Source organism: Neisseria yangbaofengii (assembly GCF_014898075.1).
Taxonomy (GTDB): domain Bacteria; phylum Pseudomonadota; class Gammaproteobacteria; order Burkholderiales; family Neisseriaceae; genus Neisseria; species Neisseria yangbaofengii.
Genome location: NZ_CP062976.1, coordinates 866,875 through 892,815, shown reverse-complemented (window position 1 = coordinate 892,815; position 25,941 = coordinate 866,875). Strand labels below are relative to the sequence as shown.

At 47.7% G+C, this 25,941-nt stretch carries 12 protein-coding genes and 1 CRISPR repeat array; of the genes, 2 read left to right on the top strand and 10 right to left on the bottom strand.

Translation table 11 applies throughout. The annotated features are described in order from the left end of the window. Positions 1 to 28: 28 nt before the first annotated feature. The 4 genes from H4O27_RS04345 to H4O27_RS04330 all read right to left on the bottom strand — a co-directional run bounded on the left by H4O27_RS04345 (position 29) and on the right by H4O27_RS04330 (position 9,975). Positions 29 to 2,509, bottom strand: a complete 2,481-nt coding sequence (locus tag H4O27_RS04345; RefSeq protein WP_245242680.1) for a glycogen/starch/alpha-glucan phosphorylase — start codon at positions 2,507 to 2,509, stop codon at positions 29 to 31. A gap of 274 nt (positions 2,510 to 2,783) precedes the next feature. Continuing rightward, a complete protein-coding gene (gene glgX, locus H4O27_RS04340) occupies positions 2,784 to 4,778 on the bottom strand; it encodes a glycogen debranching protein GlgX (RefSeq protein ID WP_165008984.1) in 1,995 nt (664 codons plus the stop codon). Positions 4,779 to 4,964: 186 nt separating this feature from the next. Continuing rightward, positions 4,965 to 9,245: a 1,4-alpha-glucan branching protein GlgB gene (gene glgB / locus H4O27_RS04335; RefSeq protein WP_165008986.1), complete on the bottom strand. Its 4,281-nt coding sequence runs from the start codon at positions 9,243 to 9,245 to the stop codon at positions 4,965 to 4,967. 250 nt (positions 9,246 to 9,495) lie between these two features. Further along, positions 9,496 to 9,975: an FKBP-type peptidyl-prolyl cis-trans isomerase gene (locus H4O27_RS04330; RefSeq protein WP_165008988.1), complete on the bottom strand. Its 480-nt coding sequence runs from the start codon at positions 9,973 to 9,975 to the stop codon at positions 9,496 to 9,498. Between the two features lie 508 nt (positions 9,976 to 10,483). Between H4O27_RS04330 and H4O27_RS04325 the strand changes: the two genes are divergently transcribed. Both H4O27_RS04325 and H4O27_RS04320 read left to right on the top strand, forming a co-directional pair. Continuing rightward, a complete protein-coding gene (locus H4O27_RS04325; RefSeq protein ID WP_165008990.1) occupies positions 10,484 to 10,798 on the top strand; it encodes a hypothetical protein in 315 nt (104 codons plus the stop codon). Positions 10,799 to 10,958: 160 nt separating this feature from the next. Beyond that, positions 10,959 to 12,329: an FAD-binding oxidoreductase gene (locus H4O27_RS04320; protein ID WP_165008992.1), complete on the top strand. Its 1,371-nt coding sequence runs from the start codon at positions 10,959 to 10,961 to the stop codon at positions 12,327 to 12,329. A gap of 536 nt (positions 12,330 to 12,865) precedes the next feature. Here H4O27_RS04320 and H4O27_RS04315 read toward each other — a convergent pair. The 6 genes from H4O27_RS04315 to metF form a co-directional block, all read right to left on the bottom strand. Further along, positions 12,866 to 15,094: a DNA internalization-related competence protein ComEC/Rec2 gene (locus tag H4O27_RS04315; protein WP_165008994.1), complete on the bottom strand. Its 2,229-nt coding sequence runs from the start codon at positions 15,092 to 15,094 to the stop codon at positions 12,866 to 12,868. Between the two features lie 182 nt (positions 15,095 to 15,276). Beyond that, positions 15,277 to 17,358: direct repeats of the CRISPR family, unit length 36 nt; unit sequence GTTGTAGCTCCCTTTCTCATTTCGCAGTGCTACAAT. 64 nt (positions 17,359 to 17,422) lie between these two features. Next, positions 17,423 to 17,749 (bottom strand): CRISPR-associated endonuclease Cas2, encoded by a 327-nt coding sequence (gene cas2 / locus H4O27_RS04310; protein WP_165008996.1) that lies wholly within the window; start codon positions 17,747 to 17,749, stop codon positions 17,423 to 17,425. Beyond that, positions 17,742 to 18,656, bottom strand: coding sequence for a type II CRISPR-associated endonuclease Cas1 (cas1, locus tag H4O27_RS04305; protein WP_165008998.1), 915 nt, complete (start codon positions 18,654 to 18,656; stop codon positions 17,742 to 17,744). Before cas1 ends, cas2 begins: the two co-directional genes overlap by 8 nt. 73 nt (positions 18,657 to 18,729) lie before the next feature. Then, positions 18,730 to 21,981, bottom strand: a complete 3,252-nt coding sequence (gene cas9 / locus H4O27_RS04300) for a type II CRISPR RNA-guided endonuclease Cas9 (protein ID WP_165009000.1) — start codon at positions 21,979 to 21,981, stop codon at positions 18,730 to 18,732. A gap of 319 nt (positions 21,982 to 22,300) precedes the next feature. After that, positions 22,301 to 24,574, bottom strand: coding sequence for a 5-methyltetrahydropteroyltriglutamate--homocysteine S-methyltransferase (gene metE, locus H4O27_RS04295; RefSeq protein ID WP_165009002.1), 2,274 nt, complete (start codon positions 24,572 to 24,574; stop codon positions 22,301 to 22,303). A gap of 53 nt (positions 24,575 to 24,627) precedes the next feature. Continuing rightward, a complete protein-coding gene (gene metF / locus H4O27_RS04290; RefSeq protein ID WP_165009004.1) occupies positions 24,628 to 25,518 on the bottom strand; it encodes a methylenetetrahydrofolate reductase in 891 nt (296 codons plus the stop codon). Positions 25,519 to 25,941: the final 423 nt, after the last annotated feature.

The window sequence follows — 25,941 nt, the reverse complement described above, 5'->3', positions numbered from 1 at the left end:
AGGTCTCGGCCTTTTGCATCATCACATCTTATTCGGCACGATGCGGCAACTCTTCTTCAGTCAATGGTTCGATATACCAAATATCGCGACAATAATCGGCAATCGAACGGTCTGATGAGAAGAAGCCCATGTTCGCAATGTTAATCAAGGCAGAGCGGTTCCAAGCTGCTTTGTCTTTGAAATGTGCATCTGCTTTGGCTTGCGTGTCGATATAGCTGCGGAAGTCGGCCATTAATTGGTAATGGTCGCCATTAGGCTGCAACACATCGTTGTAGCGGGTCGGCTCTTCCGGCGAGAACGTACCGTGGCTGATTTGATTCACCACACGACGCAAGTCATGGTCTTGCTCAATGTAGCTCAATGGATCGTAACCATTGCGGCGGATTTCTTCCACTTGTTCGACAGTATTACCAAAGATGTAGCAGTGTTCCGCACCGACTTTGTCCAGAATTTCCACATTGGCGCCATCCAACGTACCCATACAAATCGCACCGTTCAGAGCGAATTTCATATTACTGGTGCCTGATGCTTCGGTACCGGCCAATGAAATTTGCTCGTGCAAGTCGGCGGCCGGAATGATGATTTGTGCCAAGCTCACGCTGTAGTTCGGAATGTAGACCACTTTAATCAAATCTCGGATGCGGCTGTCGTTGTTGATGACTTTGGCCACATCATTGATCAAACGAATGATTTTCTTCGCCATACAGTAAGCAGAAGCGGCTTTACCGGCAAAAATAAACACGCGAGGCTGCCAATCGGCATCAGGGTTTTCCAAGATTTTGTTGTAACGGTCAACAATGTGCATCACGTTCAAGGCTTGGCGCTTATATTCGTGGATACGTTTGATTTGAATGTCAAACAAGGCTTCAGGATTGACTTTGATGTCCAACTCTTTTTCGATGTAGTCGGCCAAGCGTACTTTGGCGGTTTTTTTCACTTCGGCAAATTCGGCCTGCACTTGCGCATCATCAGCTTTGTCGTTCAGTTTCACCAAATTATCCAAATGCAAACGCCAATCTTGTTCGCCCAAATGCTTATCCAAGAATGAAGTCAACGCCGGGTTAGCAATATTAATCCAGCGGCGTGGAGTCACACCATTGGTAACGTTGGTGAAACGCTCCGGGAAGATTTTGGCAAAGTCGGCAAAAATGGTGTTTACCATCAAATCAGAGTGGATTTTGGCCACGCCGTTGACTTTATGCGAACCGATAACGGCCAGCCATCCCATACGCACCCTGCGACCATGAGTTTCGTCGATAATCGACACGCGGCGTACAAATTCATCATCAAAATTACCAATGGCGCGCAAGGCATTAAGGAAATAAGCATTGATTTCAAAGATGATGTCCAAGTGGCGTGGCAACAAGCGGCCCATCAAATCGACCGACCAAGTTTCCAAGGCTTCGCTCATCAAGGTGTGGTTGGTGTAAGAGAACACTTTGCAGGAAATATTCCATGCTTCTGTCCACGACAAGCCTTCTTCGTCGATCAAAATGCGCATCAATTCAGGAATCGCCAATACCGGATGGGTATCGTTCAAGTGAATCGCCACTTCATCGGCCAAGGTACGGATATTCGGGAAACGGCATTTATGGCGCGCAATGATGTCTTGCACCGAAGCGGAAACCAAGAAATATTCTTGTTTCAAACGCAATTCGCGCCCGCTTTCGGTCGAATCATTCGGATACAAAACGCGGGAAATATTTTCATCGCTGTTTTGTGCACGCACGGCAGATGCATAGTCGCCGCGGTTAAAGTCGGCCAAATCAAACAGATTTCCGGCATGCGCAGTCCACAAACGCAATGGATTGGCCACATCGCCGCCGTAACCCGGAATGATTTCATCATAAGCCCAAGCCGAAATTTCTTCGCTCGGATGCCATTCTTTTTTGTCGCCCATATTCAACACTTGGCCGCCGAAGCTGACCGCATATTGTTTGTTCGGACGGGCAAACTGCCATGCCAAATCCTGATCCAGCCACAAATCCGGTTTTTCAACCTGTTGGCCGTCCACGATTTCTTGTTTGAACATACCGTATTGATAGCGGATGCCATAGCCCATGGCCGGAATACGCAAAGTGGCCAACGAATCCAAGAAACATGCGGCCAAGCGGCCTAAGCCGCCGTTACCCAGCCCCGGGTCTTGCTCTTGCTCGCACACATCGGCAAATTCTTTGCCCAATTGCTTGAAGGCTTCTTCAAATTCCGCGTACACTCCTTCGTTAATCAAGGCATTGACAAACGAGCGGCCCAACAAGAATTCCATAGAAAGATAGTAAACCATACGCTTGCCGTTTTCGATGTGGGCACGGCGGGTTTTAAGAAAATCCTCGGCAATCAGGTCACGCGCAGCCAGCATGGCGGCATTCAACCATTGATGCTCATCGGCATCTTTCGGGTCAACACCCAAAATAAAAATCAGTTTGTAAACAATCGATTTGCGGATCGTTTCTGCATCCGGCTTCGGCATAACATAATCGTAGCCTGAGATAGGAAGTTTCTGAGCCATGATAGCCTTTCTTTTTCGTGTGTTTCAAAACACAGTAATGAAATCAGGTCGTCCGAATCGTTTCAGACGGCAAAAATAGGAAAGTGGATTAAATAAAATTCAACGGCCAATTAGATATAAAACTACAAAAATAGTTTCGCTTTTCAGCAGCCGATGTATCTTTCCGACTGCAAATATATTCAGACGGCCTCATATAAACCGCAACAAATCTTGAGCCGAATAGAATAGATATGCTTCGATTTTACCTTAGCTTCTATTAAAACACTATTAAAATCTATGCTTTATCCTCTTTGCGTAAAACCCAGATACCCATATGCAACACTTCGCACTGATTGGTAACCGAATCGTAATTAAATTTCTCCGATGGTACGCAAGAAATTTTCCAACTTCCTTGAGGTAAGTTAAATAGCTGCCTACTACGCTTGCCATTTACCAACAACAACCATTCGTTATCCAATAATACCTGCATGGCTTTTACGCTGCGGTCATTCCAGCATTTATCCGTCATTTCAAGGCCGTCTGAATTCAGCCAAGTAACATGTGTTTTATCCCACCATTCATCTGCATTTAAGGATTTGGTTTGCTTACGGATTCCAATCAAATCACGTACATAATCCTGCAACACGTGCGTTTCAGACGGCCAATCCAGCCATGTCGTGGCATTGTCTTGGCAATAGCCGTTGTTGTTGCCCTGCTGGCTGTTGCCGAATTCGTCGCCGGAAAGCAACATCGGCGTACCGGCGGATAAAAACAGTGATGCCAACAAAGCTTTGGCGGTATATTCGCGCGACTGCAACACGCACGGATCATCGCTTTCGCCTTCCACGCCGTGGTTGTAGCTGAAATTTTCATTGTGGCCGTCGCGGTTCAGCTCGCCGTTGGGCTCGTTATGCTTTTCGTTGTAACTCACCAAATCCTGCAACGTAAAGCCATCGTGCGCAGTAATAAAATTGATGCTGGCCGAAGGTAATCGCCCGCTGTGGTTAAACATATCGGCGGAGCCCGACAAACGCTCGGCAAATGCGCCGAGATTGCCGTTTTCCCAACTCCAAAACGCGCGCATATCATCGCGGAATAAGCCGTTCCATTCTGCAAAAGGCTGTGGGAATTTGCCGACATGGTAGCCGTCTTCACCGATGTCCCACGCTTCGGCAATCATTTTGCGGCCGGCCAACAGCGGATCTTGAAACAGCATATTGAAGAAGCAGCCATAAGTTTTAAACGCCGGTTCACGGCCTAAAATCGTGCCCAAATCAAACCGGAAGCCGTCAACATGAAACTCTTCCACCCAATAACGCAGGCTGTCCATCACCCAACGGCTGATGTCGCGGTTCACAACCTTAAGCGTATTGCCGCAACCCGACCAGTTTTCGTATTCATGCTGCGCGTTTTGCCAATACCACAGCGAATTATCCATGCCGCGCTGGCATAAAGTCGGCCCTTCAATGTCTTGTTCGGCGGTGTGGTTGTACACCGTATCCAAAATCACTTCGATACCGGCTACATGCAAGGCTTTCACTGCTTGTTTGAATTCGTCGGCGGCTTTTTTCGGATTGGCCGCGTAATCGGGTTCTACCGCAAAATGCGAATAAGTGTTGTAACCCCAATAATTCGACAAACCCATTTTCTGCAAATGGTATTCATCCAAATGCTGATGTATCGGCAACAGCTCAACCGTGGTGATGCCCAATTGCTGTAAATAAGCAATCACACGTTTATCCGCCAATGCTTGATAAGTGCCTGCATTCTCCAAATCAGGGAATTGCTTGGTAAACCCTTTGACATGCGCTTCATAAATCACCGTGTTGCCCCAAGCAATATCGGGATGGCGGTCATCACCCCAATCGAAATCAGAAGGCGGTACCACCACGCTTTTGGGTGCAATGGCGGCATTATCGCGGCCGTCTGAATGATGGAACCATGCCATTTCTTTGGCGTTGCGGTATTTCGGTATGCCGTCAATCTGCTTCGAACAGGGATCAACCAGCAGCTTTTGCGGATTGAAAAAAGCACAATGCGCGCCATAACCCTGCCCGTACACACGGAAGCCGTAACGCTGCCCGGCTTTGACATGGGGTACAAAACCGTAAAACACCGTACCCGAGCGGCAAGGCAGCTTCAAGCGCGTTTCTTTTTCCCCGTCAAACAAACACAATTCAACTGATTGTGCGTAATACGAAAATACCGCAAAATTTGCCCCGTTTTCCTGCAAAGACACGCCCAAAGGATAAGGGCGGCCTGCTTCAATATGCCATGCTTCGGCATTCATATGATTTACCTTATTTCAACTTATTGATTCAAACCGATGATGTTGTGATCAGGCCGTCTGAATATACCGACATCAATATTTCACATACTGCATTTAGCCTAAACCGCTGTTTCAGAGGCCGTCTGAAACAGCGGTTTCCGATAAACTGCTTATTCTTCGACAGTATCGCTTTGCAGCGCTTGGGCTTCAAAGCGTTTCAGGCTTATCGGCGGCTTGATACAAATACACGGTGGCCAACGGCGGAATTTTCACCGACAGGGAATTCGGTTTGCCGTGTGACGCGGTTTCTTCACTCGCCACTTCCACACCGGCACTCACGCCGCTGCCTTTGTAGGCGGTTTGGTCGGAATTCATAATTTCACGATACACGCCCGCCTGATTCACGCCGAAGCGGTAGGCATCATGCACCACAGGCGTAAAGTTGCTTATGACGATGACGGTGTTGCCTTCACGGTCGCGCCGTTCAAATACAAAAATCGAATTATTACTGTCGTCGGCCACCAGCCACTCAAAACCTTCCGGCCATTGGTCAAGCTGATACAACGGCGCATTGGCTTGATAAATGCGGTTCAAATCACGCACATAATCCTGCATGCCTTTGTGCCAGCCGCCTTCTTCTTCCAACAAATACCAGTCCAAGCCCTCGTTGTAATTCCACTCTCGGCCTTGCGCAAATTCGTTGCCCATAAACAGCAATTTCTTACCCGGGAAGCCGAACATAAAGCCGTAATAAGCGCGCAAATTGGCAAACTGCTGCCAGCAATCGCCCGGCATACGGCCCAACAGCGAATATTTACCGTGCACCACTTCATCATGCGACAGCGGCAACACGAAGTTTTCACTGTATTGATACATCATGGCAAAGGTGATTTTATCGTGATGGTATTTGCGGTTGATCGGGTCTTCCTGCATGTAGCGCAAGGTGTCGTTCATCCAGCCCATGTTCCATTTGTAGCTGAAATTCAAACCTTCTTGGCGGGTCACATTCGGGAATGAAGTCGAATCTTCGGCGATTTGCGTCGAATTCGGCACTTCTGCTTTCAACATAGTGTTAGTGTCATGCAAAAATGCAATTGCTTCCAAGTTTTCATTGCCGCCGTATTGATTCGGAATCCATTCGCCTTCTTTGCGCGAATAATCGCGGCTAATCATCGAGGCAATCGCATCCACACGCAAACCGTCGAAGCCGAAACGCTCAACCCAATACAACGCATTGCCTTGCAGGAAATTTTTGACTTCGTTGCGGCCGAAGTTGTAAATCAGCGTGTTCCAATCCTGATGATAGCCTTCGCGCGGATCAGCGTGTTCGTATAAGGCCGTGCCGTCGAACTTGTTCAAACCGTGATCATCCGCCGGGAAATGGCCGACTACCCAGTCGAGAATCACGCAAATGCCCGCATCATGCGCCGCCTTAATCAAGGCGCGTAATTCGTCAGGCGAGCCGAAACGGCTGGTCGGCGCATATAAGCCGGTGGCTTGATAGCCCCACGAGCCGTCAAACGGATATTCCGAAATCGGCAGCAATTCGATGTGGGTAAAGCCCATGTCTTTTACATACGCCACCAATTCGGTTGCCAATTGCCCATATGTCAGCCAGAAATTGTTTTCCGGATTGCGTTTCCACGAACCCAAATGCACTTCGTAAATGCTGATCGGCGCATCAATCGCATTGGCACGGGCTCGGAATTCCGGTTCGGCCACTTTATCCGGCAAACCGCGCACCACCGATGCCGTGCCCGGGCGCAATTCGGCGCCAAAGGCATACGGATCGGTTTTTTGGCGTACATTGCCGTGGATATCGCGGATTTCAAAGCGGTATAAATCGTTGAGCTTAATGCCCGGGATAAACATGTCCCAAATACCGTTGTCGCGATGGAAACGCATCACATGGCGGCGGCCGTCCCATTGGTTAAACTCACCGATGACCGACACGCGCTGCGCATTCGGCGCCCACACCGCGAAGCTCACGCCTTTGACGCCATCCGCTTCGGCAAAGTGCGCGCCTAGAGTTTCATACGGCCGCAAATGTTTGCCTTCCGCCAACAACCAAGAATCCATATCCTGCAAAGCCGTGCCGAAACGGTACACGTCTTCTTCGCGCACTGCTTCGCCATGTTCGCTGTATTTCACGCTCAAGGCATAGTCCGGCGCATTTTCCGGCAACACGGCTACGAAGAAACCGCGTTCATCAATTTTTTCAGACGGCCTAATCAATTTGCCGTCGTGGCGGTTGACGATGTCCACACTAAACGCGCCCGGAAACAGCGTGCGCACCACTTCACCGCCTTCTGCCAAACGGTGTCTGCCCAGATAGGCGAACAAATCGTTGTGTGTCGCCAAAAACAGGCTTTCAACCGTGTCGCGTTCGGCGGAATCCAGATCGTGATAAGCCTTGGTGCGGCTGTTTTTCTTCATGCGTACCTCGTCAATCATGGCAAGTTGTCCGCTCATTAAGCGGTGATTAGAGAACTCCTCCAGCGTAACCGGCATTTTGCGCGCCCAATTCGGATAACCTTCGGCCACACCCGGCACATTGAGATTATCGCTCATGCCCAGCAGGTTTTCTAATTGCAGGGCAAGCAGTTTGCACTCGGTCCGGGCGGCATAGCGGTGCACGGCGCTCATTAAATCTTCGGTCATTTCAGACGGCATATCTACATCTTCAGGCAAACAGCGGCTTTGTTTTAATTTGGCAAACAAATCGGCTTTATCGTATTCGCGTTGTTGTAAGGCCATCTGAAACGCTTCGTCACCGGCAATGGTGCCCAAGCGGTGCATGGTAGCCAAATCCTTGCCGTTCCAATACGCAGCCAGCGGCGCCACATCGTGGGTGCTGACGGCCGCGATTGCTTGATGCGGATAATCTTGCGGCCATTCGAAGCCTTGTGCATTTTTGCTGAAATACACTACCTTATAAGAATACACCTGATAGCGGTAAAGCAATTCCCGCGCCTGATCCGGCACCGTGCCCAAATCTTCGCCGATAATCACGCATTGATGGCGCCGGCTTTCCAAAGCCAAAATAGCGAACATCGCTTCGGCATCGTAATGCACATATGCGCCGTGATCGGCGGTTTGGCTGCCCACCACCCACCACAGGCGGCACAAAGCCATCACATGATCGATGCGCAAGACACCATATAAACGCATGTTTTCACGCAGCAATTGGGCGAATTTTTCATAACCGTTGTGTTTGAGCGCATAAGGATTCAGCGGCGGCAGATTCCAGTTTTGACCGGCCGGCCCCAATGGATCCGGCGGCGCACCGACCGACATATCCATGCAGTAATCGCGGCGGTTGAGCCAAGTATCCGAGCCGCCGCGCGCCACGCCGACGGCCAAATCACCGTAAACGCCCAGTTTCACACCGTATTTTTGCGCGGCTTGGTTCACTTCGGCCAATTGCTGCACACACAGCCATTGCAGCCACATATAAAAGCGGATTTCACGTTCGTGGCCTTTGGCAAAATTCTGAACCGCCTCGCTTTGTGGGTCTTGATATTCAAACGGCCACGATGTCCAGCCAATCTCGCCCGGTTGGCTGTAATATTGGTCTAGGGCTTCAAACAAACCGAAACCGCGCAAGGCTTCGCCTTTTTCAGCGGCAAATGCAGCAAAGGCTTCGCGTTCGCGCTGTGCTTCTTCGCAGGCTTCTTTTTCAAATGCGTTAAACGCCAATTGCAGCGCATCACGCTTAAATGCCCAAACAGCGGTATAGGTGACGGTATCGGTCACGCGCAAGGCGGCGATGCGTTGTCGGATATTCGGCTGCGCCAGCCACTTTTTGGCTTTTCCGCCATAACTGAACGCGGCTACCTTGGCAACATCCAAATAAATCGGATTGAGCCATTCACGCGATGACGGGCTATACGGGCTGGCATACGCCGGACGGCTGGTAAACAGTGCATGCAGCGGATTGATGCCGATAAAATCCAATTGTTGTTCGGCCGCAAAGGCCATTAAATCGGTCAAATCGGTGAAATCACCAATACCCCAGTTTCGTTCGGAACGCAAGCTGTAAAGATGCGTGGTCAGGCCGTTCATTCTCAGGCCGTCTGAAAGCGCTTTGGGCTGATAAACCGATTTCGGCGCCACAATCAAACGCAGTTTCACCGCCGCACCATCGGTTTCTGCTGACAACACATAATAGCCGGCGGCCAATTCGGGCAAGGCTACCCGCGTGTTACCGTTGTCGTCATAGGCATTTAAAACCCAGATTTCTCCGACTTCGTTTTCCAAACGGTATTGTGCGGCTGAATGAAATGCCGAAGGCAAACCTAAATTTTGCACTTCCTGCTCGCGAGCCACCAAGGTATCGGCAAACAGGCTGTCTGAAACATCGGTTTGCTGTAAGGATTGAAGAATGGCCTGTAAGACTTCGGGCATGGTTTCGTGGTAAACGCCGCCGATGTCGTAAAAGCCTAAATCGATGCCGTGTTCGCCGGCTTGTGTTTCTAATGAATTCATCGCGTAAATCTGCCGTTGCAGTTAAAGGTGCGGGAAAACTAATCTTAATATAGATTGCGCGGTATCAAATATGTAATTCGATGTAAGCCGCTGCTAAAGCGTATTTTTCTCGGTTTGATTTGATTTAAGCCAAGATTTGGCAATCTTTTCAATCAATTGCCCGAATGAACCAATCAGACCAAAGGCCGTCTGAAGAGTTCGACGCACAGGTCAAAACTTTTCAGACGGCCTTTTATCATCCGATCACAAATTAATGGTGGTGGCCATGCGGACCATGTACATGGCCGTGTTCGATTTCTTCGGCAGATGCTTCACGGATACCGTCGACAGTCGCTTTAAACAGCACTTTCATACCGGCTAAAGGATGGTTGCCGTCAACCACGGCCTTACCGTCGGCCACATCGGTTACACGGTAAATCAACACTTCACCGGTTTCCGGATCGTCGGCTTCAAACATCATACCCACTTCAACTTCAACCGGAAATACACCGACATCTTCAATGCGCACCAATTCCGGATCTTGTTCGCCAAACGCATCATCAGGCGACAATGCCACTTCTACGGTCTCACCGACATTTTTGCCGTGTAATGCTTCTTCAACCAATGGAAAAATACCATCGTAACCGCCATGCAGATACTCAATAGGTTCTTCGGTTTTGTCCAATAATTGGTTGTTGGCATCGTACATTTCATAATGCAGGGATACTACTGAATTTTTAGCAATCGCCATTTTGTCGTCCTTGTTAATTGTTACCACGTTGATACAGGCTGCATTCTAACACAGAGCCGCTGCTTGAAGTGTGTCATTCTGACGGCACCGGCAAAAACCGGTAAGCACCGTCTTTTGCCACTTGCAAATTAAACCCCGGCTTTTCACAAAATTAATATTTATTGTTGTTTTTCCACAACCAAATTGCAAAAACTAACGCTTCGTCAAAATTTTCACGCGCTTGTCACAAACGCCTTCAATTAAGATAATAAACGGTTGAATTCAAAAATATTTAGCCAGAATTTTACGGAAGAATCATTACAAAATTTCCAAAAATTCGGAACTATTTTGTTATTTTACCAAACTAAGTAATTCATTCTGCGCTCTCTCTTAATTCCGCGCCGTTGCAATGGCTTATACGGTGGGGCATAATTAAGAAAATTCAGTAATGAATTTCTATTTGTAGAGGCCGCTATGCGGCCGTTTTTTAGTTTTTACTTTAAATCGATTTAAAAAAGAAGGTTATAAAATGAAAAATTCATTGTTCGCTGCTGCTTTGTTGTCTTTGACTTTGGCCGCTTGCGGTGGTTCTGAGCCGGCTAAAGACGCTGCTGCTGAAGCCGCTTCTGCCGCTTCTGTTGCTACCGACGCTGCTGCTTCTGCTGTTGACGCTGCCGCTTCTGCTGCTACCGAAGCTGCTTCTGCCGCTACCGAAGCGGCTACCGAAGCTGCTTCTGAAGCTTCTGCTGCCGCTACCGAAGCCGCTTCTGCCGCCGCTTCTGCAACTGAAGCTGCTTCTGCTGCCGATGCTGCTTCTGAAGCCGCTGCTTCTGCCGCCAACTAATATTCTGTTTCAGAATAAAAAAGCAGGATACTTTTCTAAAGTATCCTGCTTTTTGTTTTTCAGACGGCCTTTTATACCCTTTTGCTTGTAGCCCGGCTTATTTGCAGATTTGCGCTATAATCTTGATTCATTAAAAACAAAACCAATCATCAGACACAGCATGCACACCGACCTACTCACCTCCTTTCAATCATTTCTCGCTCCTTCGGAAATACTTGAGCCGGCTGCCTCACTCATCATCGACCAACGCCGCCGCTTTACTTCCACACCGGATATTATCCTGCAACCCCATTCCGTTGAAAGCGTGCAAAAAATCCTGCGCTTTTGTCATGAGAACCGCATCACTGTCACCCCGCAAGGCGGCAATACCGGTTTATGCGGCGCGGCAGTTGCCCGCCAAGGCGTGTTGCTCAACCTTTCCAAACTCAACAAACTGCGCGAAATCAATCTGTCCGACAACAGCATGACCGTCGAAGCCGGCATGATTTTGCAACATGCGCAAGAAGCCGCCGCCAATGCCGGCCGCTTGTTTCCCTTAAATTTGGCCAGTAAAGGCTCTTGCCAAATCGGTGGCAACATCGCCTGCAATGCCGGCGGGTTGAATGTGTTGCGCTACGGTGCTATGCGCGATTTGGTCTTAGGCTTGGAAATCGTTTTACCCAACGGCGAATTGATTTCGCACCTGCAACCTTTGCATAAAAACACCACCGGTTACGACTTGCGCCATTTATTCATCGGCAGTGAAGGTACACTCGGCGTAATTACCGCCGCAACCCTAAAACTCTTTGCCCGCCCTCAAACTACCGCCACCGCATGGATAGGCTTACCCGGCATCGATGAAGCAGTGACGCTGCTCACCAAAATCCAAGGCCATTTTGCCGAACGCTTATGCAGCTTCGAACTAATTAGCCGTTTTGCCTTGGATTTATCGTCTGAATTCAGTAAATTAACTAAGCCTACCAATGCCGATTGGCACATTTTGATGGAACTGGCCGATTCCGTTCCCGATACCGACTTGGCCGGGCAATTGGCCGAATACCTTTACGCTCAAGGTTATGAAAACAGCGTATTGGCGCAATCCGAGCAAGAACGCCAAGAATTGTGGGCTTTACGCGAAAACATCTCTGCTTCGCAGCGCAATTTAGGCACCAGCATCAAACACGACATTGCTACCCCGATTGCGAATGCAGCTGATTTTGTGACCGAATGCGCTGCCGCCTTAAAAGCGCGCTTTGCCGATATCCAAATCGTCTGTTTCGGCCACTTGGGCGACGGCAGCCTGCATTACAACACCTTCCTGCCCGACATTATGAGCAACGAAGTGTATGTATACGAAGAAATCATCAACACCATTGTTTACGAGCATGTCTTAAAACATCAAGGCACCATCGCTGCCGAACACGGCATTGGCGAAATCAAAAGCCATTGGCTCCCCCGTGTGCGGGATGCAGCCGAAATCGCCTTAATGCGCGCCATTAAAGCACAATTGGATCCGCACAATATTATGAATCCGGGCAAACTGTTGCCCTAACATCATCTATCAAATTATCAGGCCGTCTGAAAAAATGGTTTTCAGACGGCCTATCTATTATTGATTAAATTTTAAGCAGAAATTTTTTCTTATTAAAATTCAACCAACAAAGCCAGTTATCCACATGATTCACACACCATCGCACACCTTAATCACGCATATCGGCCCGATTTATCTCCTAATGAGTACTCCCAAATCACCTGTATAGTGGATTCACTTTAAAATAGGACAAGGCGGTAAGCCGAAGACAGTATAGATAATACGGCCAAGCGAACCAACACCGTACTACTTTAAAGTGGATTCACTATAATTTGCAACAAAATGCCGTCTGAAAAAACACATTCCGCTTGACGGATTCAACGCTTTTTGCATAAAAATCACTTTGCCTATTTTTTAAACAATTATATTTTCTCTTTAATTTTCAATCCACAAACCTTATTATCCACAGCAGGATTCACACAAAGCAAGGATAACTATACTTTTGTTAAGTTTGTACTCAGGCCGTCTGAACGCATTTTTCCATTGCGTTCATTCAATCAATCAAACGGCTTTTTCTGCCAATAAAACTTTTTCTGTTTCAGACGGCCTTGAAAGATTTCTGTTCCACTGCCCAACTCAAACACCAGCGCACCCGACAAATCCGTGCGCAACAATATCGCCCCATGCGCCGCAACTTTGTTTTGCACCGCCTTGGTCGGATGGCCGTAGCTATTGGCATAGCCGCTTGATGCCACCGCATATTTGGGCGACACCGCGTTCAAAAACGCGCCCGCGCTGGCGGTATTGCTGCCGTGATGTCCCAAAACCAATACTTGGCTGTACAGCGCATCGCCGTATTTTTGCACCAAATCCATCTCACCCTTCTGCCCCATATCGCCGGTAATCAACAGCGCCTGCCCGTCAGCCACTACACGCAGCACGCAGCTTTCATCATTATCATCCTTGCCAGAATAATGTTCGGACGGCCTTAAAAACTCAAATACCACACCATCCCACATCCATCGCGATTCATCACAAAACTCAGCTTGCGGATAAAACCCGGGCTGACCGGCCAGCAGCTTTTCCGGCGGTTGGGTGCGCTTGATTGCCGGATAGCCGCCGTCGTGATCGATATCATGATGCGACAACACCAGCTTATCCAGCCGTCGGATACCCAGCGCATTCAAGCTCGGCACAATGCCCGCACCTGCCGCATACGCCGTGCCGGTATCGAACAACAAACGGCGTTCACGTGTCTGCATCAATACCGACAAACCTTGCCCCGCATCCCATACCCATACTTTCAGACGGCCTTCCGGCAAAGGCTGAATACGATAAAACACAAATCCAACCAACACCAACCAAGCCCATGGTTTCAAGGCCGTACCGCGTGGTAGCAATAAAATCAACGCAGCCAATACTGCCGACGCCATCAACGGCCACGGCGCAGCCGCTACCGCAAACTCAGGCGAATACACTGCCAACCATACTAAAAACCGCAGCGTGTATTCCCCCAAAGCCGCCGCCAACCATTGCAACGGTGCAAACGGCACAGCCGACCCGAGCAAAGCCAGCGGCGTCAACACCCAAGAAAACCACGGAATCGCCAGCAAATTCACCAACGGGCTCAGCAGCGGCAACGACGCAAACATATAACCCAGCAACACGACTGACAACAAAGTTGCCGCCCATTGCCCACGCATAGCCAGCCACCGGCCGCGCTCGTTCAGACGGCCGGCCGACGACCAAATCAACGCCGCCACCAAACCGAACGACAGCCACAAACCCACACCCAATGCCGCCAAAGGATCAAACAGCAACACCAGCGCCAAAGCCTGCCACCACCCCGTCCACGGTGATGAGCCGCTGCCGCGCCACCACACATAAGCAAACCCAGCCAACATCAGCACACTGCGCTGCGTCGGCACACCAAAGCCCGCCAAACCCGCATACAGCAGCGCGCCCAGCACACCGCCCGTCAACACCCACAATCTCGGCCGCTTCGGCACAGGCAGCACCCGCAGCAACAGTTTCGTCAAAAAACCGAACCACACCGCCACCATCGTCACATGCAGACCCGAAATGCTCACCAAATGCGTCAAACCCAAAGGCCGGAACGCCTGCCACAATTCCGCCCGCAAAGCCGATTGTTCACCAATCCCCAATGCCCGCATCAAGCCAATGCCGTCTGAAAACTCATGCCCGCCAAGATTCGCCTGCTGCCAATGACGGCTAATGCGTTCACGCCAAAGCGTCAAATTCAGCCCGCCCGATTCCCCCAGCAATACCCTGCCCCTACCCAACGAACCCATGCCGCCCACACCATTGGCCAGCGCCCACGCCTCACGGTTCAACCCACGCAGATTCACCTCACCCACCACCGGCCGTACCCGCGCCGACACCTGCCAGCGGCTGCCCACCGGCCAATCACGCAACTGATAATCCGACAACATCAGCCGATATTCGCCGCCATCTTTATCCCACACCTTCGCCGCAAACTGTACCCGCCGCTCATCACGACGCGGCAAATCGTCCACCACCACCGTCAACGCCACATCCTCCGCCCGCTCCAGCGGCCATTGCCGCCCCAACGCCGATTCCGTGCGCCATACCCCATAAGCCATACCAGACAACACACATAACAACACTGCCAATGGTTTCCAATACCAAGCCGCCAATAAAATTACCCCAAACACCGCAAGCCAAAGCCATAGCGGCGGCACCACAGGCAGCAGGAATGACACCAATACCCCGAACACCCAACACGGCAATACATAACGTAACATAAATTATTTCTCTTGTAATAGTTTTTATTATGATAAATTAGAAATAACGAATGTGCATAGAAAAAAGGCCGTCTGAAAGTTTTCAGACGGCTTTATGCTTGATTATTGATTAGAATTGCTTAAGCCTTTTTTTCATTTCGCAGTGCTACAATATATTTTGGCTTTTTTGATGTACCATATTTGTTGTAGCTCCCTTTCTCATTTCGCAGTGCTACAATGCATAGAAGCGGCACGGACGAAATCTTCATGTTGTAGCTCCCTTTCTCATTTCGCAGTGCTACAATGGTTCTACCGTGGCAATGGGGAGCGAATCGGTTGTAGCTCCCTTTCTCATTTCGCAGTGCTACAATTTTAGCATTATCAGTTGACAACCGCGCCGGGTTGTAGCTCCCTTTCTCATTTCGCAGTGCTACAATACAAATCGTCTTGCATGTCGTCTGCGAAGAGTTGTAGCTCCCTTTCTCATTTCGCAGTGCTACAATTGAAAAACGTATCGTACCCGTTCGAGTCGGGTTGTAGCTCCCTTTCTCATTTCGCAGTGCTACAATCAGAGGTTGGCAAAATCTTCAATATCGCCCGTTGTAGCTCCCTTTCTCATTTCGCAGTGCTACAATTGTTGATGAGCTTATAAAAGGTGTCGAAGGGTTGTAGCTCCCTTTCTCATTTCGCAGTGCTACAATGCTACACCTCTGGGGATACCACTAAACAAAGTTGTAGCTCCCTTTCTCATTTCGCAGTGCTACAATCGGGCGATGTTGCAAAAGTAGTCGTAAGGAGTTGTAGCTCCCTTTCTCATTTCGCAGTGCTACAATTATCAGGATTGGCCGAAGCAGCCGGGCGATGTTGTAGCTCCCTTTCTCATTTCGCAGTGCTACAATTCAGGTGGTCTAGGTATCGAGAAAGTTCTTGTTGTAGCTCCCTTTCTCATTTCGCAGTGCTACAATTACCATCGATTTCGCCTTTGAATTGTTTTGGTTGTAGCTCCCTTTCTCATTTCGCAGTGCTACAATTTGTGCCATTTCCGGGCGGCATAGGACACAGTTGTAGCTCCCTTTCTCATTTCGCAGTGCTACAATGAGACACAGTTTTTTTACTTTGGCCGTTTTGTTGTAGCTCCCTTTCTCATTTCGCAGTGCTACAATTCAAGGATGTTACAAAGGCGAATGTGCCGAGTTGTAGCTCCCTTTCTCATTTCGCAGTGCTACAATTCGTCTTGCTTACGCTCTTTAATAATCATCGTTGTAGCTCCCTTTCTCATTTCGCAGTGCTACAATTGCTTCAATTCCCGTTCAGCCGATTCAAAAGTTGTAGCTCCCTTTCTCATTTCGCAGTGCTACAATCAAATTACCGTCAACGGCGGCATTAATGTAGTTGTAGCTCCCTTTCTCATTTCGCAGTGCTACAATTCAAATGCCGCAAAGCAGCACCTGAAGTTGGTTGTAGCTCCCTTTCTCATTTCGCAGTGCTACAATCGGTGTCTGTCTTACAGTATTGCTTGTAGGGTTGTAGCTCCCTTTCTCATTTCGCAGTGCTACAATTAAACTGATTAACCCCGAGCGTATGCCACGGTTGTAGCTCCCTTTCTCATTTCGCAGTGCTACAATTAGCTATCAACGCAACATCTGTCCTGTCAAGTTGTAGCTCCCTTTCTCATTTCGCAGTGCTACAATCCGACAACGGCGGTTACAGAAAGATTATCCGTTGTAGCTCCCTTTCTCATTTCGCAGTGCTACAATTTTCAAGCAGCATTTGGGCGGACTCACCGAGTTGTAGCTCCCTTTCTCATTTCGCAGTGCTACAATTTATGAATTCGGGCTTTTTGCCCTAGATAGGTTGTAGCTCCCTTTCTCATTTCGCAGTGCTACAATAGACGGCATTCCTGAAGTGAATGGGGATATGTTGTAGCTCCCTTTCTCATTTCGCAGTGCTACAATGCTGCTATGCTTATACCTATTAAGGCTTCAGTTGTAGCTCCCTTTCTCATTTCGCAGTGCTACAATCAATCAGATTTACCTATTCGGACCTTTCGCGTTGTAGCTCCCTTTCTCATTTCGCAGTGCTACAATAGTACATCAGCAGTACCCATCAGCCAGCAGGTTGTAGCTCCCTTTCTCATTTCGCAGTGCTACAATATGTAAAAGGTTTATACGATGCATTCTTCGGTTGTAGCTCCCTTTCTCATTTCGCAGTGCTACAATAACAGTATTTTTAACTGCTCTGACCGCATTGTTGTAGCTCCCTTTCTCATTTCGCAGTGCTACAATTAAACCAAGCGAAAAGCCTTATTTGATAAGACTTTCCGCTTGGTTTTTCTAATTTAAAATCTTCTTAAAACAACAATAATTGGTCTGCATTGACCTTTTTTTCTTGTACTTTTAACTCTCCCAAAAGCAATTTCATACCGGCAAATTGCTTTTCTGTCACCTCTAAACAGCGTACAGAACCTTCTTCAGGCAAGTTCGCACACAACCTATTGTGGTATTTTTGCAACGAATCTCTACCTTTTACAATTCGGCTGTAAACGGATAATTGCAGCATTTGGTAACCATCTTTGAGCAAAAAATGTCGGAATTGGTTGGCCACTTTTCGCTTGGCTGCAGTGGTAACCGGCAAATCGAAAAAAACGATAATTCTCATAAATTTCGCCTCACTCATATTGATATGCCTTTAATGTTTGTAACTCAGGTAATTTCAAAAAACGAGCATTTTTTTGACTCAAGGCCGTCTGAAACGATGAAATCATTTTATCAATGGCTGCTAATGTGCTGAAACTTTGCTTCTCAATCATCATTTGATGGTGCAACACGCTGATAAGCTGCTGCTTTGCCATTGTGTCTAATTGTTCTTTCAGACGGCCTTTTTCTTTTAATTGAGTCACCATTAAATCAACTAGTGGACGAAGCGGTTCGATAAAATCATCAGCTAAATTAAAAGGATTTAGCTCGCTTTTGTGGAATAAACCCAATGCAGGCAACCATCCATATAAGGTTAGGCTGCGTGCGACTGCTGCACGCAATACGGCATAGGCATAATTTAAATGCGCATTGATTTGATTGTCTTCTGTGCGGGTAAACCGTTCGCCAAACAGTACCTGAAAATATAATGCTGCTGCTTGTGCTTCCCGATTGCCGTTGTCTCCTGATTTCACTTCAGAAGCCAATATACGCAAACGTTTAGCTGCAATATCGTTCCCGGTTTCATCCACACAAAAAGCCTGATTGAGAATTTTTTGTTTCACAATTTTTTGCCAAAGCTGCTTTTTAATCGGCTCGCCCGCATGTATTTGCAGTTTCAAGGTTTTCAGTTGGCGGTGATATTGCGAAAATGGCAACCATTGCCCGCAAGGCAAAAACTGTTCGTCACAGGTCAGCAGAGTTACGCCATTTTCTGCCAAGGCCGATAATAGCGGCGTGGTAATCACTGTTTCACGGTTTTCAACCACGATGATGGCAATGTCTTCTAAAGGTACGGTATAACTTTCTCCTTCTTGTTGGATATTAAGTTGTTTACGTTGCAAAGATAACTTGCTGCTGTTTTGAATGAGTAAGCTCCTCCAAGTCATGATAATCCCCTAAACCTATCATTAAAGACGAAAAATCCCTGTTTCAGACGGCCTGAAACAGGGAATAAATAAATTAACGAACCGGTGGACGTTTTTTAGGACGACATGGGGTAATGTCTTTGCCAAGCTCATCTACTTGAAGCTTTTGGAACGAAAGAGCCGTCTTGACACCGATACGGTAAATACCGTCTTTTCCTTTACTTTTGTCTAGATCATGCTCTCTAATCGCAATAGCACCAGTTGTTCTATCAAGACCAATGTAATAACCAAAGAATGTACCCTTTTTTAATCCTATCTTGATTAAATCATTAGCATAAAGCGTGAACTGATAAGTAAAGCTGTCATCAACTTTTTCCCACTCTGACTCATCTTTTAAAGCCACAATCGCCCTATCCGGCAAAATTCCTTTGGCAACCTGCCAGCTATAAATAGGTACTAAGAAATATTTGCCACCTTTCTCAAATACATCTACTCTGACCATTGTGGCATTATCAGCTACGCCGTTTTCTTCTCGTACAAGCACCCCTGATTTTTGCACTTGCTCGACACGCACAGCTTTAACTTGCTGGGTAGGAAGACCATTTTTATCTAATTTGTAAAATGGCTCTGCAAAGGCTTTAGCAGGGTCATTTCCATAGTTTTCCAAACGCGCTTTCAGAGCTTCATATACTTTAGGTTCACGGTCGCGGTTGACCATTCTCTCTAAATCCGAAAGTTTTAACTGCATTAAAGGCACACGTAAGACACTGATACCTTCAGCTAAACGTTTAGACGATTTAATGGTTTCCAAGTGCCCCTGCCCGCTCATCTTCCTATTTGGCGCACGAGAAACAAACAGCGGTGTCACATATTCATGTACTGCATCAGGCCGTGAAGACAATTTATCTGCCAACAAAGCTTTTAAATCCTCTGCCGTATCAGCTATCTCAAATTGCGGGTCACCTTCCGGACGGCCAAATACACGAATCATTACTTCTTGGCGGAAGAAATCCCAAGGCTGCGGAAAACTTAATCGTGTTACTTCACCGGTTGTTTTATCAATCATCTCACCATTAAATGCATTCATTTCACGATAACGCACATAATTGGTGATTTTCTGCTGCATAGCAGCCGTTGAACAAGCCACCACAACGGCATCCAAGGCATGATGGCGGTCATTATCGGAACGTACTTTATGCAAACCCCAGAAGCCGCGTAGAAGATTGGTAATTTGGCCATTAGAGGCAAACACGCGACGCTTGCCTTTGCCTTTCAACATCATATTATCGGCTACAAATTCACACAGGAAACGATTCACATAGCGGGTATCGTTAAGATTGCGTTCTCTAAAACCTTCTTCATCAATTTTTTGTAGCAAAATTCTTTGTTTTTTACTGTATGGAAAACGGCAGGTTTGTACACGCGCAACAAATCCCCGCCATTCACGGCTATTTTCCTTGCCATCAAAATATTCGTATGGCGTTTGATTGCCCTTATTTTGGTTTTCACTGCCCAATACCAGCACTTTATTATTAAAGCTGTCATCCCATGTTCGTGAAAATGGCAACGCATGGTCAATTTCGACATAGCCTTTCTCATTCAGACGGTCTAAATCAATTTTTTTACCTGAATACAAGCATTGCCCATGCTGCTGCTCATACAAACGCATTTTCAAAATATCTTTGGCTTTGGGTTCACCGGCAAAATTTGGGAAACGTTTTTTAAACTCCGCCACCGCTCTTTCTCTATCACGGCGGTTTTCTTCTTGGCGTTTTTCAATATCTTTGCGGTCTTTATAAGATTTACCGACTTCACGCGCTGTCTCGATATGAATCCTCATTGGCGATCCATATCTGCGCACCACGGCATTAATGATTTTTCGTGCCTGCGACAAGGCGCGCAACACTACCGGATTACGAATTTGGTCAGCCGGAATCGGCGGCAAATACATTTCTTCACGCTTTTCTTTCTGACCATAATGATCACCGTAAACCGACCGACAAGCCTCATCATAACGCTGCCCTTGCTCCATCAATGGCAGAACTTTACGCAACGCTTTAAGCGAAATTTGAATAAATTTCTCGAAATTTAAATGAAAAAGCAGCGCATTTAACTCTGCTTCCGGCAATAATCCGTTCAAACGGTCTCGAATATCATCATCGGTTTTATACAGTGAAAATGCCGTTCCGATTTCATCTTGCAATTCAGGGCTGTATACCAAAGGCGATGTCTTATCTTTCAAACCTTCTTTTTCCAAAGCCCGGCTGATGGCATGATAGGCTTTCATTTCCATCAATATGCCATTTTCAGCATTGTCTTTGCCATACCGCAACCCCTTAAAATAAGCGGTTTCATTCAATTCCAATTTCTTACGCACTTGCACATAAGTCAACTTAGATTTTTGATACGGCAAATCAATCAGTTGGCTGCGCTCGCTATCCGTTAGTGCCCGCTCTGTGCCATTTTCCAAAATCCGCAAATTATTCAGCTTCGTCAACCAAACAAAACGCTCGGCGGTGTAAGTATTTTTAGCGGCCTTATATTCAGCAGTTTCAAAAGTACAATGTCCCAACATTTCCTGCACCGCATTGCCGGAAAGAGCAGGCCGTTGAACCATCAGCAAATCTTCAACTGCTTTTTTCAGGCCGTCTGAAACATGAGAGTTGCCGTATTCTTTTTGTTTTTCAAACAATAAATCCAATTCGGCGAGCAAATCTTTTCGGTTAAACGTATGCGAATAATCACCGCGCTGATTACGGATATGACCGGTTTCCTGCTCGAATTTTTTCACGGCCAATTCAGCAGGTGTACGGAATTTTTTGTCTTTTAAGGCGTTATGATTGGCCTTTACTCCTTTGAGCAACGCACCTGCTTCCTTATCGCCTTCGCTTGCCGCTTTTTGCTCCTCATTTTTCCGCTGCGATAGATAGCCCCGGTGTTTAATCATATGCAGCAACACCGCCGCCCACTCTTTCGGCATCAATTTCCGATCAAGCGCAGCCACGCGCAATTGCCAAGGCATATTGGGCAAGCCGATGACCAAGCCTGCTTCATCAAAATCTTCCGCCTGCAAAACCCCTTCGCGCTTTAACAGCCGTCGCGCGCGCAACAAACGATGAGCACGGCGGCGGATAATACGTCTCTGACTACGCGCTTCACGGCGGACTTTATTTAAAGATTCCCCTTCTTTAGCCGTTTCAGCCTTTTCAAATACCCGCACGCCCACGTCTATTAAACGCTTCGGCATTTCCTGCTCATCAATTTCAATCACAGCCCAACCGACTGAAGCAATGCCGATATCCAGGCCCAAAATATAATTCATCGGTTTCAATCTTGCGGTAATCATCGTTAACCCTTTGTATAGAAATGTTAAATATAAATATACCTCATCCGGGTATTTTTATGCAATTAAATTATTATTGACAAAGCTATTTTCCCAACGTAGAATCAGCTCCATTGTTGCACTGCGAAATGAGAAACGTTGCTACAATAAGGCCACCGAAAGGTGTGCCGCAACGCTCTGTCCCTTAAAGCTTCGGCCTTAAGGGACATCGTTTTTTTTGTGCTAAACAAACCAAATATATAGTGGATTCACTATAAAAAGGCCGTCTGAAAGATTTCCTCTTTCAGACGGCCTTTGTTACTTAATTAAAATCAGCTCAAAATCAAACCAATTCGGCACGCAGTTTTTGGGTAACGTTCATCATCACTTGCAGCTGCTCGATGGTTTCTTTCCAACCACGGGTTTTCAGACCGCAGTCCGGGTTCACCCACAGACGTTCTACCGGCACTACTTCGATGGCTTTACGCAGCAGGTGTTCGACTTCTGCTTCGGTCGGTACACGCGGGCTGTGAATGTCGTACACGCCCGGGCCGATGTCGTTCGGGTATTTGAACTCGCCGAAGGCTGTCAGCAATTCCATATCGGAACGTGAAGTTTCGATGGTGATTACGTCGGCATCCATAGCGGCAATCGCAGGCAGAATGTCGTTGAACTCTGAGTAGCACATATGGGTGTGGATTTGGGTGCTGTCTTCGCAACCGGTTGATGACAGGCGGAAAGATTCGCCCGCCCAATCCAGATATGCGTCCCAGTCGGCACGTTTCAGCGGCAGACCTTCACGGATGGCCGGTTCGTCGATTTGGATAATTTTGATACCGGCTTTTTCCAGATCCAAAACTTCGTCGTTCAGCGCCAGTGCGATTTGTTTGCACACGGTCGAACGTGGAATATCGTTGCGCACGAAAGACCATTGCAGAATGGTTACCGGACCGGTCAGCATACCTTTCATCGGACGTTTGGTCAGGGTTTGGGCATAGGTTGACCAAGCAACGGTCATGGCGTTCGGACGGCTTACGTCGCCGAAAATCACAGGCGGTTTCACGCAACGCGAACCGTAGCTTTGTACCCAACCGTATTGGGTGAAGGCAAAGCCGCTCAGCAATTCGCCGAAGTATTCCACCATGTCGTTACGCTCGGCTTCGCCGTGTACCAACACGTCCAAATCCAATTTTTCCTGCTCTTCAACTACCAAAGCGATTTCTTTTTTCATCGCAGCTTCGTAATCGGCGGCAGACAGTTCGCCTTTTTTGAAGGCGGCACGGGCTTGGCGGATTTCGGTGGTTTGCGGGAATGAACCGATATTGGTTGTCGGCAGCAGCGGCAGGTTCAACCATGCCTGTTGGGCTTTGATGCGGTCGGCAAACGGTGATTTGCGTTTGTCGGCATCGGCAGGCAGGTCTGCCAAACGTTTGGCAACGTCCGCACGGTGGATTTCGCTGCTGTTGGCACGGGAATCGGCAGCAGCCTGACTGGCTGCCAACTCTTCGGCAACGGCTTCGCGACCTTGGTTCAATGCGGTTTTCAACACACGCAACTCTTGGGTTTTTTGCAGGGTGAATGCCAACCATGAGTACAAATCGGGTTTGTTGGCTTTCAGTTTTTCTTCGACCGACAAATCGTAAGGCGTGTGCAGCAGCGAGCATGAGCTGGAAATCCACAAACGGTCGCCCAATTTGGCTTTCAGCGGCTCTACGGTTTCCAATACTTGGTTGAGGTTGGCACGCCAGATGTTACGGCCGTCAATCACACCGGCAGACAATACTTTGTCGTAATCGGCAAATGCAGCCAATTGTTCGGGCGCACGAATCAGGTCGATATGCAGACCGTCAACCGGCAGGGATTTCAGCAAAGCGGCGTGTTCGGCAACCGAACCGAAGTACGTGCTCAACAGGATTTTGGCATTTACTTTGCTCAACTCGGCATACACTTCTTGGTAAGCGGCAACCCATTCTTTAGGCAAATCAACCGCCAAAGCAGGCTCGTCGATTTGAATCCACTCGGCACCGGCTTGCGCCAATTCAGTCAGCAGCTCTACATAAACCGGCAGCAGTTTCGGCAACAAATCCAAACGGTTGAATGCGGCTGCGCCTTTTTCTTTACCTACCCACAGGAAAGTCAGCGGGCCGACGATGGTCGGTTTGGCTTTCAAGCCCAACGCTTGGGCTTCTTTCAATTGTTGCAGATAGTGTGCAGCGTTGGCTTTAAATTCGGTATCGGCGTGGAATTCGGGTACTAAATAGTGATAGTTGGTGTCGAACCATTTGGTCATTTCGATGGCGAACTGGTCTTTATTGCCGCGTGCCAGTTGGAAATATTGTTCCAAAGTCAGGTTTTGGCTGTCGAAGCCGAAACGTGCCGGAATCGCACCGGTAGCCACTTGCAAATCCAAAATATGGTCGTAGAAAGTGAAATCGGCAACCGCCACGAAATCGGCATCCGCCGCAGCTTGGTGTTTCCAGTTTTTTTCACGCAAATCTTTGGCAACGTCAAGCAGCTCTTGTTCGCTGATTTCTTTGCGCCAGTATTTTTCTTGGGCGAATTTCAATTCACGGAAGGCACCCACACGCGGGAAACCTGAAAAATGTAATGTGGCCATATTGACTCTCCTGTTGGATAAATGATTAAAATTAAAATCTAAAACTTAAAACATTATGATGCACTAATCGGACGCACGCCCAAAGTATGGCAGATTGCATAAGTCAGCTCGCTGCGGTTGAGCGTATAAAAATGGAAATCCTTCACGCCCTCGCGCGACAACACTTTCACCATATCGATGGCAATGCTGGCGGCAACCAGATTGCGGGTGCCTTGGTCGTTGTCCAAACCGTCGTACATTCTTGCCAGCCAGTTCGGAATTTTAACATTGGTTACTTGCGCCATCTTGCCCAACTGCTTGAAATTGGTTACCGGCAAAATACCCGGCACGATTTCAGCGTCAATACCGACCATCACGCAGCGGTCGCGGAAACGCAGATAGCTTTCGACATCAAAGAAAAACTGGGTAATCACATGATTGGCACCGGCATCGATTTTGCGCTTCAGATTAATCAAATCCGCCTGCGCCGATTTGGCTTCGGGGTGTACTTCCGGATAAGCCGCCACGGAAATATCGAAGTCGGCCACCGAGCGCAATACTTTCACTAAATCTTCGGCATAAAAAGGCTTTTTCGCATAACCTGCCGGTTCATCACCGCGCAGCGCCACAATGCGGCGGATACCGCTGTCCCAATAATCTTGCGCGATTTGTTTCAATTCTTCAGGCGATGCATCAATGCCGGTCAAATGCGGCGCAGCATCCAAGCCGGTTTGCTGCTTGATGTTTTTCACGATGCCGTGCGTGCGGTCGCGCTCGCCCGAATTGGCACCATAGGTCACTGAAACAAATTTGGGATGCAGTTTTTTCAGGCGGTGAATCGAATCCCACAGCATGGTTTCCATTTGCTCGTTTTTCGGCGGGAAAAATTCAAACGATACGTTGATATCGCCTTTTAAATCACACAAACTGTTGTTCAGTGCATTGATTTCTTTTGCGTAACTCATGCTTTTACCTCTTGTGCAATGGTGCTGTGTTCCTGTTAACGCCATCTTATTTTCTTCTTTACCATGAGTCAATTTCAAAATTTTCAAATTAATCATGAATTATTTTAATAATATAGAAAATCAGCACTTTAATTATCTTTTCATAATTCTTTTTATAGTGGATTCACTTTAAAATAGGACAAGGCGGCGGGCCGAAGACAGTATAGATAATACGGCTAGGCGAGCCAACGCCGTACTATTTTAAAATGGACTCACTATAATTCAGAAAAATATGAAAAAGGCCGCCTGAAAAAGAGCGTTTTCTTTTTCAGACGGCCTGTTCAAAAGGTTCATGGCCAGCCAGAACAATCCGGCAGAAAATACTTGGAATACCGATAATCAAATATGAATTTTGTTCATCAAAAATAAATAGGCCGTCTGAAA

Coding starts and splice junctions, on each gene's coding strand:
- cas9 (WP_165009000.1), bottom strand. CDS start 21,981: ATGATTACCGCAAGATTGAAACCGATGAATTATATTTTGGGCCTGGAT.
- glgB (WP_165008986.1), bottom strand. CDS start 9,245: ATGAATTCATTAGAAACACAAGCCGGCGAACACGGCATCGATTTAGGC.
- H4O27_RS04345 (WP_245242680.1), bottom strand. CDS start 2,509: ATGGCTCAGAAACTTCCTATCTCAGGCTACGATTATGTTATGCCGAAG.
- cas1 (WP_165008998.1), bottom strand. CDS start 18,656: ATGACTTGGAGGAGCTTACTCATTCAAAACAGCAGCAAGTTATCTTTG.
- H4O27_RS04315 (WP_165008994.1), bottom strand. CDS start 15,094: ATGTTACGTTATGTATTGCCGTGTTGGGTGTTCGGGGTATTGGTGTCA.
- H4O27_RS04325 (WP_165008990.1), top strand. CDS start 10,484: ATGAAAAATTCATTGTTCGCTGCTGCTTTGTTGTCTTTGACTTTGGCC.
- H4O27_RS04330 (WP_165008988.1), bottom strand. CDS start 9,975: ATGGCGATTGCTAAAAATTCAGTAGTATCCCTGCATTATGAAATGTAC.
- cas2 (WP_165008996.1), bottom strand. CDS start 17,749: ATGAGTGAGGCGAAATTTATGAGAATTATCGTTTTTTTCGATTTGCCG.
- glgX (WP_165008984.1), bottom strand. CDS start 4,778: ATGAATGCCGAAGCATGGCATATTGAAGCAGGCCGCCCTTATCCTTTG.
- metF (WP_165009004.1), bottom strand. CDS start 25,518: ATGAGTTACGCAAAAGAAATCAATGCACTGAACAACAGTTTGTGTGAT.
- metE (WP_165009002.1), bottom strand. CDS start 24,574: ATGGCCACATTACATTTTTCAGGTTTCCCGCGTGTGGGTGCCTTCCGT.
- H4O27_RS04320 (WP_165008992.1), top strand. CDS start 10,959: ATGCACACCGACCTACTCACCTCCTTTCAATCATTTCTCGCTCCTTCG.